The sequence below is a fragment of the Flavobacterium panacagri genome (assembly GCF_030378165.1).
Taxonomy (GTDB): Bacteria; Bacteroidota; Bacteroidia; order Flavobacteriales; family Flavobacteriaceae; genus Flavobacterium; species Flavobacterium panacagri.
Map to the genome: position 1 here is coordinate 3,921,207 of NZ_CP119766.1, position 13,590 is coordinate 3,934,796.

Consider the following 13,590-nt stretch of genomic DNA (forward strand, 5'->3'; position numbering starts at 1 on the left):
CTATGCATTCAAAAGCTGTCATTTTAAATTTAAGAGTTGCTAGAAAAGGGGATTTTTCAGATGAACTCGATCGGAAAAAATTTGGCTGTATGTATTTTCAACAGTCGTTTGATGGTTCATTTTGTAACCAACCGTATTTCTTTCATGAAGAAACAAATATGGAAGTGTTTAGAGAATTGTACGCTTCAAAACAAATTTGGGTTTTGGCAGGAATGTTTGACGAAGTTGAATTTGTAAATAAAAGAACACCAATAGCCACCAAGAAGTCAAAAAGAGAAAATAAAACTCGTAAAAAAAATAGGCCGTGTACATGCGTAAAGCGAGTAGTAATTAGGAAAAAGTAATCGTTTAAAAATTTTCATATGAAAAACCAATTAGAAAAAGCTCCAACGAGCAAACAAAAGCAATTCTCGGTAATTGTAGAAAAAGTAGAAGTTTTAAATACTTCTGAAATTAAAGAAGCCGACGCTAAAATAAAAGTGCTTCAGACAGAATTTAAACCACTGATAATTTTAATTGACAAAAAAGAAAAAACGTCAGTTCATTACAGCAAAACAAGTCACCAAAGAAACTATCGAATTGAAGCTGGAAACTTCGAAAAAGATATTATAAAACCGACTCCAGATGAGGAAGTAACACAAGAATAATTTTTAACCTTTTAAAATTTTGAACTAATGGAAAATTCAAACAAACAAATAGCAGATCAAGTTTTTCAAACAATGTCACACGTAAACCAGATGTATTATATAGCAATGAGTTTACAATCTAAAAAATTAAAAAAATTGCTTAACAATTTTGACAATTTTGAAGAAACATTTCCAAAAATTTCACGTGAGGAATGGGGAGTGTATAGTGATTTGAAGGAACTCCCTACTTTGTTAGATCTGCATAAATATAACGGTTGGTTGGTCGAGGTTATAGTACCTCGAAGAAAGCATTTAAAACCATCAAATCCGTTCAATAAAGTTAAACGAAGAAAATTTATTTATTGCGATCATTTAAAAGATGTAATCCCCACTATGCTTGAATTTTCGAAAGATGTTTTGGAAGAAGATATTATAGAATTTAATCGAGGTAGTAAAGATGGAAAGTAACTGCAAAGTATGCGGGCTTCATAAAGAAGCTTGCTTGCATCGAAAAGAAATGCAAGAAGATAAATATGATCGTCGAGTTACCAGAATTGTTTGGTTTGCTTTAGGATTCGGATTTTGGGCAATTGTTTCAATGATAATTATGTAAATAATGAAAAATGTATTTAAACCTATTTTGTTTTCCACACCAATGATTCAGGCGATTTTGGATGATCAAAAAACGCAAACTCGTCGGACAAAAAAAATGGAAATTGTTAATGATCATCGTGACTGGACTTTTGTTGGTTTTTGTTTTAAAAGTGAAAATGATCGTAGAAGGCAGGCAATATTTCGTTGTTATTCTGACACCTGGGCAGTGGCTGATTTACCTTATGAAGTTGGAGATATTTTATGGGTTAGAGAAACTTGGATGGAATATAAAACTTATAATAAAAATCAACTTGAGTTAAAAAATCATTATAAAACAGAACATTCTCCGCTTATTGATCCCTATTTACAGCATATTAAAAAGAAATGGACACCATCCATTCATATGCCTAAAAGGGCAGCTAGAATATTCCTAAAAGTAAAAGGAATCAGAGTAGAGCGCCTTAATCAAATATCAGATTATGATGCTATTGCAGAGGGTATAAAAAAGCAAAAGTATTCTTTAGACGAAAGTGTGACTATTTACGAGAACTATTTACCAGGAAAAGATTTTTACAGTTGGTCAGATTATGGATGGGATTATGGTAAAGAAACGCATTCGGCTCCAGTAGCATCTTTTTGTTCCCTGTGGGAAGATATCAATGGAGATGGTTCTTGGAATAAAAATCCATTTGTATGGGTAATCGAGTTCGAAAAGATTGTTAAACCTTTAGATTTTTTAACATGATTTATAATGAAAGCTCGAATCTATAAAGATAAAATAGCCAAAAGAGATGAAAGAATTGTGAAATTCTGGAGAATCAGGAAAAACAATTCTATTCCTGCTATGGCTAAGCATTTTGGGCTTTCAGAAATATTAATAAATCGAATAATAAATAATCACATTGCAAAAATTAGTAAAAAGTAATTATATGAATATCGAAGAATTAGAAAAGAAAATTAGTTTCCAAATAAGTTTTTTAGAATTTTCTGGAAAAACTCACGATGAAGTCCAAGAAGACCTAAAGTCGATTGCAATTGAATACGCTAATCAATTTAAAAGTAAAGCTGATAGCTATGATATATTAGGCGCAGTAATTTCTAAACAGTACATTAATGAAAATGGAGATGAATTATCAGAAGAAGATTCTGAAAACGTAGATTTAGGAACTATTGGAGAGATTGCTGCGAGCCATTTTGGATGGCTTTAGTTAAATCTTCATTTAAAATTAAAGCCACTCAAATTGAGTGGCTTTAATTATTTTATTATATATCAGGTTTATCCGTTATCAAGATGATTGTCATTATCGTACATTATGGTGTTATCTTTCAAAATTTTGTAAAAGTCCCATCCTTTTGGCGTAATTTCTATTTTTTTAAGTGTACCATTAAGCAAGCCATAACTTTCTAATTGAACCAATTGATTAAGATTAATCTCGGGAGATTTAGTCGGATTATTTTTTATGTTCTCGCATAAAGAATAAAAAGCGTTCTTGAGTTCTTGTGAAAGCAAAAACTGTAATGACTGCGAATTTCGCAATAACATACCTAAATCATAAGCATCTGATTTTATAGTGTTATTAACTTTCAAATTTTTTAACTCGTCAGATAATTTACTGTATTGGGCGTTAGTAAGTGACTCTTTTTCATTTAATCTTTTAATTTCTAAATTATGCTTATCATTTAACTCTTTAATTTCAATTAGTAAATTATCATTTTTCGTCTTTAAATCATTAATTTGAGTTGTGCCAGCTTCTGCATCTGCAATTTTGCGTTTTTGATAAGCATTGGTTTCTTCCACAAAATGGCGTTTTTCTCGTTGTAAGTCTTCCTTTTGTTGTTGCATTCGAGCTGAAGTTCTAAGAATGAAGTCTAATATAATATTTACATACGGTAGTAATACAACATAAAAGAATGCCATTCCCAAAGGCCACAATATTTGCTCATCCGTAAAATATCTTTCGTTTATCCATTCAATTTTACATTGTATTGTCCAGTCTGCAAAGAATAAAATCGCAAACATTTTCCAGTTATAAATTACGAACGATAAAACAAAAGATCCAACTACTGGGCTTTTCATTCTGTCTTGATAGCTTTCTATTATACTTTGAAAAAAAGTTTTTATTGTTTCCATTAAGTAATTCTTATTTTTTTACAAACATAGGGAATAATTAATAGTTACATTATGCGTATTTTTACGTAAAAATCTACATAAAATGACGCATTACACTATAGTTCTAGAAACCCCAAAAATTACAATTCCAGAATCTAAAATTGTGGAATTTGTAATACATCTACTAATCAATGATAGACTCAGAATCGATTATTTTGGTTTTGAAATTGACAATCCTGCGGATTATTCAAACGAAGAAATGGAAAGAAAAGAAAATGAAACCAGTTTTGTAAATATAAATTTTGAAAGCGATCACGAAATAGATTTAGACAATATGTCCGAAAAGGAAAAAAATATTTTTATTAATGAGTTGCTTACTGTGAACGAAAAGATTTCAGTTCAGAGTGACCAAAAAGACATAACGCTGTCAATATAAATAAAAAGCTCCTTCGGTACGAAGGAGCTTTTCTAGTTATCATGTTTATCTCTGATTAATTTTACCCGATCATAATGGGTAAGTTCTGGCTTTTGTTCCGGATATTTTAAACCGATGACTTTTTCATAATAATTTATGATTACATCGTCGTCGATGCAAATTATGTCTCTTTTCAATTTTACTTCAAGGCCTAAAATAATGCATCCCCTCCTTATATCCATTGCCACCTCATAATTAAACCAGATAATCACTTCTCCTATAGAAAACAATTTTTGAATAGTTTTATATCCAACACTCTTTACATTCAAACCTGAAGCACTTAATATATGTTCTTCAACCTGTTTTTTTACATTATTATCCATGATATCAAAATTTAGAACTGCAAAGTTAGATGCAAATCTAAACAGTGATTGTTCCGAATTGTATCAAAATCTCGAATCGCATATATTATTATTCTCAATTGGCTTCGACAATAAAAACGTCTCAAACCTGTAATTCTATCTGCGAACCGTTGAATTATTAAGTTCAAATGCGCTCAGTTTGTCAAATTCTCAAATCCCCCCAGACCCCCCAATTAAAAAAAATTTGCAAATTTTTGATTTCTAAAAATAATAGGGTAAAAAAGTTCAGAAATTCCACAAATAAAATATTAGTTATTTTAATATATATTATCTATTTAATAATCAATATATTAAGTATTTGTTTATAATGATTTCTTTTGTGGTCTTTTTGTGGAACTTGTGGAACTATTTTTTTTAGTTCCTGCATAACAAAACACCTTTCCACAAGTTCTTTACTGTTTTTTGATGGTAAATTGTTGAAAATTAGTATTGTGGAATAATGGAACTCTTTTTTTTAATCGGTTATATTATTTTTCATATAATATTTCTTTTTTTAATATAATTTTCAATTTTGTACTATTTTAGCACCAACCAAAAATGTTCTAAATGATTCAAATCTACATTCCTGTAAAAAAGCATGTCAAAAAATATTTAATTAAAAAATATGGTCAGAATCATACGATATCTAAGAAGTCGTTTCTTGGATTATTATTGTTGGATCTTATAAATAAAGATGCTGATACGTCTGATATCGATTTTAATGGGATGGAAAAATACAGTTTGGATCTTCCTGAGATGTATTTTAATACTAAAGGTTACGAAATCAGCAGAAAAAAGTTAAAATTTTTAGGTGTTTGCTTGGAGCGTCTTTTTTTTGAAGATTTTTACTTGTTTGTTGATGTTGAGTTGGCAAAAGGTAACAATAATGCTTGGCAAAGTGTAAAATTATTCTTGGCTATGAATGATATAAACGAAAATGAAATCAAGTTAGAAAGTATGTATCGTAACTATCAAAGGCACTGCAAAGAAAACATAAAAGATAAAAAGAGTAATACCGTAGTTTATTCGTAGTAATAAAATGCGCTAATACCACAGTCTATAAGGTGGCAAAATACGACAGTTTTATAAAAATAAATTTACAAAAATTATGAATTTTACATCTGATGAAAAATGGCCAGGATTTGCCGAATTTGATTTGTTTTTAATTGAAGAAACGAGTAACTGGCCATTGGTCATTACTGATGGTAATTCTTCAGATATTGTTTTTGAACCGTATGAAAATAATGTAGAAGCAATGCTGGAACCTGATTCTATAAATGTCAAAGTTGATCCAAAACAATCTTCAGACGGAGAGATACAGCAAATTTCGATTTCTTTTAGATTAATTACTCGAAGTGAAGCGTTGGATCAATTGCTCGAACAATATGCGAATAAGCCTTGCATCGGTTTAGGTAAACTGAACAATGATTTTAAAAAATTATACGGTACCAAACTTGAACCTTTGTATATGAATTACGAAGTTTTTGACGGAACTAAACCAGACGGCGAAGCTTATACTTTAGTTAACATCAAAGGCGAAACCCGTAAGCGTCCAGTATATTATACGCCCATATTATAGCTGTCCTATTTTAAGATTCTCAATAAATTAAAATTTGTAAAGTGCAAAAAGCATTTTACAATGAGTATAAATAATTTACATTCTCTTCTTAATGGCCGATGGTTCATTCATGAGCCATTTGGTCAATCTCTTTTACCTTCTCTGAATACTATTTTAAAAGGTAATTCTATTAAAATAAACAAAGAAGATATAAAACCTGAATCATTTGTAATCCAATTAGGAAAAAGTCCCGTTGTTGCTTCTGCTTTTAGCAATAGTGATAATAATAATGATTATGTTTTGGTAATGGATTTAAAAAATCCAATTTACAAATACTCTCAAGAATGTGGACCGCAAGGAACCAAGTCTAAAATGAATATTTTAGAAAGATATAGAAACGATCCTTATTGTAAAGGTGTTGTTTTGGATATTGATAGTGGTGGCGGTCAAGTCTCAGGAACTCCAGAATTTTACGATTACATCCGTGAATACAATAAACCAGTAGTTTCATATACTGATGGGTTGATGTGTTCAGCAGCTTATTACATCGGTTCTGCGTCTGATTATTTAGTTGCAAATAAAAGAGCTGATCATATTGGAAGTATTGGAACAATGATTTATTTCATTGATTTTACTGGATGGTACGAAAAAGAAGGAGCAAAGGTAATTACTGAATACGCAACAAAATCAACAGAAAAAAACAGGGATTTTGAAGAATTGGTAAAAGGTAATTCTGAACCTTATATAAAAAATCAATTGGATCCAATTACCGAAGATTTTATTAATGATATCAAGGCAGTAAGATCAAAAGTAAATGAAGAAGTCTTTACTGGAAAAACTTATTCTTCTACAGATGCTCTTTCTGTGGGATTGATAGATGAAATAGGTACTCTACAAACGGCAATCGATAAAGTATTCGAGTTAGCCAAAAAAACAAGTAATCAAAATTCAAATACAAATATGTCTAAACAACTTGTAAATGTTCAAGCTGTTTTAGGTTTAGATGCTCCATTAGCTTCGACTGAAGAAAAAGGAAGCTATTTAAATGCTGAACAGTTGGATGCTTTAGAAAAAGGCTTAGCCGACAAAGATGCGGCTAATGCGAAATTACAGACTCAATTAGATGAGGCAAATGCAAACACTGTTCTAAAAGATCAATTACAGGCGTCTAAAGAAACTGTGACTGCAATTGAATCATCAATTGATGCAATGTTAACATCAGCAGGACTAGATGTTAATGGAACGTTGACCGAAAAAACTATTGAGTTAAGTGCAAAAGTTATGGAAATGGGAAATGCTGATGGTTCAAAACCGACAAATGTTAAAGTAGACACAGGAAACTCAGGTGTTTCTACTAAAATTGTTGGTAATATTGATATTTCAGCTGCAATGAATAATTAATTTAAAAAAAGTAAATACTTATGTCTATTGTCAAAACAGATTTAGTTGCAGCATTTGGTGCTTATTACATTCCAGAAGGTCAGGATATGGATAGGCTAAAGAGCGCTTTACGTCAAACTACCGTAACACCAAATACAGCGAAGCCGATTATCTATGATGGGGAAACTTATAGATTTTCTAACGTAATTTTCCAAGAAATTGTTCAACAGTTTCAGAAAAAGTTTACTCCAAAAGGTGACTTAACTTTTAAACCAAACGAAATTCGTTTGAGAAATATGAAAGTAGATCTTTCTCTTTTTCCTGATGATGTTAAAGCATCTTGGTTAGGTTTTCTTGGTAGTTTAACAGAACAGGAACGTAAAAACTGGCCAATTGTAAGATACATGATCGAAAAAGAGGTTATTCCTCAGCTAAAAAGCGATCTTGAAACAAAGGCTTACTTTAAAGGTGTTTATGTTGCTCCAACTGCGGGGACAGCGGGAAGTACGTCAGGTACAATTGATGGTATCAAAAAATTACTTGATGATGGATTAACGGCAGGAACTATGAAAGCGGTTGCTCTATCTGAGGTACCAACAAACGCTAATCGATTTGAAATGATTGAAGAATTTGCTGATGGAATTGATGAATTATTGTTGCAAGTTCCTACTTCGATTTATATGTCTACCAAAAATCTTAGATCTTACCTACGTGATAAAAGAAATACGCACGGAACCGATGTAAATTATGAGGCAGGAAAAATCACTGTAGATTTTGCTGACAATCTTAAGTTAGTAGGTTTGCCATCAATGGCAGGTTCTGAGTACATGTGGGCAACTCCAGATGATAATTATTTATACTTGAGACGTGTAAACGGAATGTCTGAGCCAAAAGTTGAAGAAGCATTAAGAGAAGTATTTCTTATGTTAGACTGGTGGGAAGGATTAGGTTTCGGCTACAATGAGCTTGTGTACGTTTATAAACCTGCTTAATTTTTAGAAGATGACTAAACAAACAAAAAAAACACCAGTAGTCGATTCTGATGCTGGTGTTATAACAGAAAATGCAGATGTACAAGTGAATTCTACTCTGGTTGTTGCTTCGAAAACTTCAGAACCAAATACTTCGACAACTGTAAGCGGCGAAGAAGTTTTACAAGCTAATTTAGAAGGTACAACAGCGGATAATTTTGTAAATCTGGGTAAAACTAATGATACAGGTTCTTCGAGTATTATCAATACTGTACAAAATGGTTCAGAGTCGAATGAAACGGTTGAAGTTATTGAATCTGAAATATTCGTCTCAGAAAATGGTGATGAATATGAACTTATTGTAAATGAATTCATGTTTATGGGAGATAAGTACTCTAAAGAAGTAGCTTTAAAAGAGCATGTTGATATTTTAGAGCGTTTGGTATCAATCAAATCATTCATCCTTAAAAAACGTTAAAAAATGGCATTAGATTTAGAAAATATTGGAGGAGAAAGTGCTGAGCCAGTTTCTGGGTTGGCAGGAATTGTTTACTATGCGCTTCAAAGCGATTTTGATACAATTAATGAACCTAAAAAAATGGATGACCTAGTTCCAGCAAATGTTGCGGGTTCATATAAAGAGTTGTCAGAAATTGCTACAGCACACGTTTTTAAAACCGGTAAATGTTTTTTTCAAATAGAAACTGTTACAGAAACAGGAACAATTAAAGCAACTCCTCTTGGAGAAACTGGTAGAAAATTGTATCAAAACGAACTTGTAATTACTGTCGCTGGATCTTCTGCTGAGTTGTTAGGATTTTGTAGATGGATTAAGAATCAAAAATTAATCATTCTGTTTGAAGAATTTGGTACAGGAAATATTAGACAGCTTGGATTGTCAAGACTTCCTGCATTAGCAAGTGTTGAGCATAACATTGAAGCAACGGCTGAAGGAAATAATTCTGCCACAATTACATTTACTGATAAGAATTTTGGACCCGCTCCAATATACAAAGGAGCTGTTCAATTAGTACCTGAAGCATAAATTTTCCTTGGAGGACGGAAATAAAATTGTCCTCCAACATAAAATACTTCCTACGGTAATTTATAAATATAGCAATAGCCACAGCGTTGGAGGACATTAAGTCTTCTTGCTGTGGCTATTGCTTTTAAATTATCGTAGGAAGTTACAAATATAGGCATCATCAATCAAAAATCGAACAAAAAATGAATTCAAAAATTAAAGCTTTAACTGACTGTAAGCCAGTAAAAACAATTAAAAAGACTCCAATTTCTTATTACGGTGGTAAACAAGCTATGCTTAAATTTATACTTCCATTGATTCCAAAACACCGCGTTTATGTGGAACCTTTCTTTGGAGGTGGTGCTGTTTTCTGGGCTAAGGAACAATCGGAGGTCGAAATCGTGAACGATTTAAATGGTAATGTCACAAATTTTTATCAGCAACTAAAGACTAATTTTAAAGAATTGAAAGGTTTAATTATGGCAACGCCATACAGTAGAGAGGTTTATAAAAATGCTATGGTCATTTATGAAACGCCTTATATATTTAATCCGGTTCATCGTGCCTGGTCTTTTTGGGTTGGAACAGTTCAAGGCTTTTCCAATAAAATCGGTTCTTGGCGCAGTGCTACAAAAAGAAGCAAGGAAAGTACTTTAAATTACAACAAAAAAGAGGCGTTTACTGAAGAATTAAGTAAAAGACTAGACTTTGTGCAAATTGAATGTAAAGATGCTGTAGAATTGATTATAAAGCAGGATTCCGAAGATACATTTTTTTATATCGATCCTCCTTATGTTGGAGCAAATCAAGGTCATTATGGTGGTTATACTCAAGAGCATTTTGCATTGCTTCTTTCTGCTCTTAGTAAAATAAAAGGAAAGTTTCTCTTGTCAAGTTATCCGAACGAGTTGTTAAGTGAATACCGATCACAATTTAAGTGGTTTAGCAATGATAAAAATATGGTTTTGTCGGCAAGTCGAGAAAGTAATAAAAGAAAAACTGAAGCTTTGACAGCAAACTATCCTATTTGATTTTGACTCTCTGGAATACTTTTGATTTAAATAAATTAAAATCTTATGCTTGACTATATTCAATCGATCACAGAATTTCTAAAAGACAATTTTAATCCAAGCAATCCAGCATCTGCAAATGTGAAGTTAAATACTGATCAACTATTGAATTTTATTTTTAGAACTTTTCCAGTAGACTGTATTTCTGATTATGAGCTGAATGATATTTTATTATCACTGAATTACAAACGTTTCACTTATGTCGTTGAATCGTATAAGGAAATTGGAAAAAAGAAAGATCGCAGAATTGAAGTAAGCAAAAGTCTTGAAGTGGGCTGGTGTATGACAACTCCTTTTGATTTACGAACAGAGGAAATGGAAAAAGATTAAAGTCACTCAATGAGTGGCTTTTTTTATGTCCTATTATTAAAATTTCACACTTTCCATATTTGTAAAATCAAATAAAGAAATTATGAAAGATTTTTTGCATCTGTTTTTTGGGGTTTTAGGCATCTCAGTATTTATACTTGTAGAAGTGTTGTTTGTGAATTGGTTTTTAGATTTCGATTGGATTACAGCAGGTTTAAGTGAATGTATAAATTTTGTTCTTTCTATCAGTATACTGAATTTTTGTATTCTCATTTTTTACAGTTATCTAGACACTTTATATGGATTTAGTAAAAAACTGGTTTAGTAATGGTTGTGATTATGCTTCTGGAGTTATTATTTATAGTAATCTCCCGAAGCATAATTCTTTATTATTAAAGCAATTTCAGAAAAAAAATAACACTTTCAATTTAGAAAAGCTTAAATATGAGTTAAAGAAGTTTGAAGCCAAATATTCAGAAAATGAAATTGTGACAATTCTAAAAGCCGAAATTACTCAAATTGTAAATTCCGTGCCGGCACAAATAGACGAACAAGTAAAGAAAAATGCAGTGCTATTTCACCAACTTCCTGAGTCTTTGCGTCCTGTACTGCTTGAGGCTAATAATTTGTTTAAAGAAAATTGTATGTTAAAAGTTACTTTAAATGAATTGCCAGAACATGCAGAAAAACAATCAATTAGTATTCAGTTAAAAATTTATGAGAATATTAAAAAAAATGCTTTGTGCTGGTCCCGTATTGATTTTTATATTGAAAAAAGAATTATTACAGAATCTCCAAAATCTGAATTTGAACAATTGACTGGAGCTAGACTTTCAAAGCGTCAGCAATATTTATTTTCTTCTATATCCAAATTAAAGTCCAGGTTAAAAATTAATAAAGAGTTATTAAAATCGGCAGAATCTGTATCTCAACGATCTAAGATCGAAAGGGCAATTGTAAAACAGGAAGAAAATCTATTAAATCAAAACGAAAAACTTTTAGAAATAAGTAAACTGATAGATGGCAAGTAAAAAAAGAGAAATGCTTATTAAACGTGGTGACACTACGTTAGATAAGATATTAGCGCATTATATCAATCCTGAACACTTTCCATTAAGTGAAACTAATGCCGCTATTTTATTGCGTTTGAATGAAGTTTTTGCACTTCGTTTAAATCATTTTTCTACTCAGCAGATTCTTAACAAATTCGTTCTCGAAAAGGGATTGTCTCAGGCTCAAGTTTATGCTGATATTCGAAATTCAGAAAAGCTTTTTGGAAGTGTTTTGAAAGCAGATGCTGAAGGATCAAGAGCAATTTGGTTAGAATATACACGTGATTATTTAAAAAGATGTAAGCAAAAAGGAGATCGTAATAATGAAGTAAAAGCGTTAAAATTGCTTGCCGACTACGGTGGACTTGCTAACGAAGAAAACCCAAATTTCAATCCAGAGAAATATGAAAACATGGAACTCCATATTAATGTGGACAAGCGCGTTCAGAATAAACTTTTGGAAATGCTATCTGGAGGTTCTGTTGATTTAAATAACTTGGATGTTACTGATATTGATTTTGAAGATGTAACAAACACTGAAACCAATGATTAGAAGTAAAAAGTTTGTAAGTCTGACTATTCCTCAGTTTGCTTGCGTTATGGCTCCTCAAAAAAATAAATATATTGAAATGGGGCGAGGTGGTGGTAAATCTACAATATTTGGTTATCATATGCGTGAATTAGTCCGTCAAATGCCAAAGGCATCTTTTGCTTTGCCATGTTCAACATATTCACAAGCATTAAGTAGAACTTTGCCGTCTGCAATTGAGGGACTTGAGATGTTTAATTTATATAACGGAATTGATTATGTAATAGGTAGATCTGGAAAAAAACTAGGCTTTGAATTGCCTTATCAACCACCCAGTCAATGGGATAATATTATACACTTTCCAAATGGATCTATATTTCAATTAGTATCGTTAGACAACCCTAATTCAGGCCGTGGTCTTAATTCATCTGCTGAGGCAGGTGATGAAGCGGCTTTGTTTGATCCGGAAAAACTTTTTACTAATGTAAAAACCACTAATAGATCTCAAAAAGAGATTTATAAAAAAGCTCCATTGTTAGGGTCTGAGTTTTACATTTCTTCAACCCCGATCAATAAAAAAGGTAAATGGTTTACTGATATGGAGGAAGTTGCAAAGAAGAATCCAAAAGATTATGCTTTTATAAAAGCTTCAGCACGTTCTAATCCTTATTTAAATCCCGATTGGTTTAAAAAAATGCGTGATCAATCAGTATCTGAGGTTCTTTATAATGCTGAAATTTTAAATATTAGACCACAGGAAATTGTAGACGGTTTTTATGGGAATCTAAACCAAAGAAAGCATTACTATACGGATTACAATAATAGTTATTTAGAAACTATTGGAGTACTCGCAAGATCAGAACACTTCAATTCATTACAAGATAATGATGTTCGAGTAAACGAACCATTAATTGTGTCAGTAGATTTTGGTGTGTTTAATGGTTGTGTTGTGTCTCAGTTACAGGATGATGAGTATCGCGTATTAAAGTCATTCTTTGTGAAATCTCCAAAGCTTTTAGATGATTTATTTATTGAACAGTTTATTCCGTACTATCGACCTCACCAAGAAAAGTTTGTTTATTTATATGGTGGTCATGATGGAAACAATAGACTGCCCAACTCTGAACGCACTTACTTCCAACAGATATCAGATGTATTGACCGCTCATGGCTGGACTGTTTATATTCTTACCAAAGGCGCAGCGCCAACCCATACAGATAAATACTTGCTAATTAATGCAATGCTTAAAGAGCATCAAACCAGATTACCTAAGATTCGCATCAATGAACATAACAACCCTGATCTTATTATAGCTCTTGAGCGCACCGAAGCAAGGGAGTCACTCAAAGGAGGTATAGAAAAGGTAAAGAAAGATGAACGAAACCCTCTATTCCCACAGCAACATGCTCCACACTTAACGGATGCATTTGACGTACCGCTTATGACTATGTTCAACGCGATCTTCAAAGGACAAAGCTCTCTATTGTCCGAAAGCCGTATTCAATCGCTGTAGCCTGATATCACCCTATTTTCATATATCCTGATTTTCGG

At 32.0% G+C, this 13,590-nt stretch carries 20 protein-coding genes; 18 read left to right on the plus strand and 2 right to left on the minus strand.

Annotated features, from left to right (window positions below):
• Window positions 1-2 precede the first annotated feature (2 nt).
• From P2W65_RS17170 to P2W65_RS17195, 6 genes are all read left to right on the plus strand, one after another.
• Window positions 3-344, plus strand: a complete 342-nt coding sequence (locus P2W65_RS17170) for a hypothetical protein (RefSeq protein ID WP_289659465.1) — start codon at window positions 3-5, stop codon at window positions 342-344.
• Between the two features lie 18 nt (window positions 345-362).
• On the plus strand, window positions 363-647 hold the full coding sequence (locus tag P2W65_RS17175) for a hypothetical protein (protein WP_289659467.1): 285 nt from the start codon (window positions 363-365) through the stop codon (window positions 645-647).
• A gap of 27 nt (window positions 648-674) precedes the next feature.
• On the plus strand, window positions 675-1,094 hold the full coding sequence (locus P2W65_RS17180) for a hypothetical protein (RefSeq protein ID WP_289659469.1): 420 nt from the start codon (window positions 675-677) through the stop codon (window positions 1,092-1,094).
• Window positions 1,084-1,239: a hypothetical protein gene (locus P2W65_RS17185; RefSeq protein ID WP_289659471.1), complete on the plus strand. Its 156-nt coding sequence runs from the start codon at window positions 1,084-1,086 to the stop codon at window positions 1,237-1,239. The genes P2W65_RS17180 and P2W65_RS17185 overlap by 11 nt, the downstream gene beginning before the upstream one ends.
• 96 nt (window positions 1,240-1,335) lie before the next feature.
• Window positions 1,336-1,965 carry a hypothetical protein gene (locus P2W65_RS17190; protein WP_289659473.1) on the plus strand — a complete coding sequence of 210 codons (630 nt, stop codon included), beginning with the start codon at window positions 1,336-1,338 and terminating at the stop codon, window positions 1,963-1,965.
• A gap of 184 nt (window positions 1,966-2,149) precedes the next feature.
• A complete protein-coding gene (locus P2W65_RS17195) occupies window positions 2,150-2,428 on the plus strand; it encodes a hypothetical protein (RefSeq protein ID WP_289659475.1) in 279 nt (92 codons plus the stop codon).
• A gap of 68 nt (window positions 2,429-2,496) precedes the next feature.
• On the opposite strand, the gene P2W65_RS17200 is transcribed toward P2W65_RS17195, so the two are convergent.
• Window positions 2,497-3,351, minus strand: coding sequence for a coiled-coil domain-containing protein (locus tag P2W65_RS17200; protein WP_289659477.1), 855 nt, complete (start codon window positions 3,349-3,351; stop codon window positions 2,497-2,499).
• A gap of 82 nt (window positions 3,352-3,433) precedes the next feature.
• Between P2W65_RS17200 and P2W65_RS17205 the strand changes: the two genes are divergently transcribed.
• Window positions 3,434-3,766 (plus strand): hypothetical protein, encoded by a 333-nt coding sequence (locus P2W65_RS17205; RefSeq protein WP_289659480.1) that lies wholly within the window; start codon window positions 3,434-3,436, stop codon window positions 3,764-3,766.
• A 32-nt stretch (window positions 3,767-3,798) separates the two neighbouring features.
• Here P2W65_RS17205 and P2W65_RS17210 read toward each other — a convergent pair whose 3' ends face one another.
• Window positions 3,799-4,128: a hypothetical protein gene (locus tag P2W65_RS17210; protein WP_289659482.1), complete on the minus strand. Its 330-nt coding sequence runs from the start codon at window positions 4,126-4,128 to the stop codon at window positions 3,799-3,801.
• A gap of 585 nt (window positions 4,129-4,713) precedes the next feature.
• Here P2W65_RS17210 and P2W65_RS17215 point away from each other — a divergent pair.
• The 11 genes from P2W65_RS17215 to P2W65_RS17265 all read left to right on the plus strand — a co-directional run bounded on the left by P2W65_RS17215 (window position 4,714) and on the right by P2W65_RS17265 (window position 13,552).
• Window positions 4,714-5,178 (plus strand): hypothetical protein, encoded by a 465-nt coding sequence (locus P2W65_RS17215; RefSeq protein ID WP_289659484.1) that lies wholly within the window; start codon window positions 4,714-4,716, stop codon window positions 5,176-5,178.
• Window positions 5,179-5,254: 76 nt separating this feature from the next.
• Window positions 5,255-5,725, plus strand: coding sequence for a hypothetical protein (locus tag P2W65_RS17220; protein ID WP_289659486.1), 471 nt, complete (start codon window positions 5,255-5,257; stop codon window positions 5,723-5,725).
• Window positions 5,726-5,785: 60 nt separating this feature from the next.
• Entirely contained in the window at window positions 5,786-7,105 is a 1,320-nt protein-coding gene (locus tag P2W65_RS17225; RefSeq protein WP_289659488.1) for a S49 family peptidase, read from the plus strand.
• A gap of 20 nt (window positions 7,106-7,125) precedes the next feature.
• Window positions 7,126-8,076, plus strand: a complete 951-nt coding sequence (locus P2W65_RS17230) for a hypothetical protein (RefSeq protein ID WP_289659490.1) — start codon at window positions 7,126-7,128, stop codon at window positions 8,074-8,076.
• Between the two features lie 10 nt (window positions 8,077-8,086).
• The gene (locus P2W65_RS17235; RefSeq protein ID WP_289659492.1) at window positions 8,087-8,533 is read left to right on the plus strand and encodes a hypothetical protein; all 447 of its coding nucleotides are present in this window, start codon (window positions 8,087-8,089) and stop codon (window positions 8,531-8,533) included.
• A 3-nt stretch (window positions 8,534-8,536) separates the two neighbouring features.
• Entirely contained in the window at window positions 8,537-9,100 is a 564-nt protein-coding gene (locus P2W65_RS17240) for a hypothetical protein (RefSeq protein WP_289659494.1), read from the plus strand.
• A gap of 182 nt (window positions 9,101-9,282) precedes the next feature.
• Window positions 9,283-10,110: a DNA adenine methylase gene (locus tag P2W65_RS17245; protein ID WP_289659496.1), complete on the plus strand. Its 828-nt coding sequence runs from the start codon at window positions 9,283-9,285 to the stop codon at window positions 10,108-10,110.
• Between the two features lie 45 nt (window positions 10,111-10,155).
• Complete coding sequence (locus tag P2W65_RS17250; RefSeq protein ID WP_289659498.1) at window positions 10,156-10,479, plus strand: hypothetical protein; 324 nt, start codon at window positions 10,156-10,158, stop codon at window positions 10,477-10,479.
• A 278-nt stretch (window positions 10,480-10,757) separates the two neighbouring features.
• Window positions 10,758-11,489, plus strand: coding sequence for a hypothetical protein (locus tag P2W65_RS17255; protein WP_289659500.1), 732 nt, complete (start codon window positions 10,758-10,760; stop codon window positions 11,487-11,489).
• A 10-nt stretch (window positions 11,490-11,499) separates the two neighbouring features.
• Entirely contained in the window at window positions 11,500-12,063 is a 564-nt protein-coding gene (locus tag P2W65_RS17260; RefSeq protein WP_289659502.1) for a hypothetical protein, read from the plus strand.
• The gene (locus P2W65_RS17265; RefSeq protein ID WP_289659504.1) at window positions 12,056-13,552 is read left to right on the plus strand and encodes a hypothetical protein; all 1,497 of its coding nucleotides are present in this window, start codon (window positions 12,056-12,058) and stop codon (window positions 13,550-13,552) included. Before P2W65_RS17260 ends, P2W65_RS17265 begins: the two co-directional genes overlap by 8 nt.
• Window positions 13,553-13,590 lie beyond the last annotated feature (38 nt).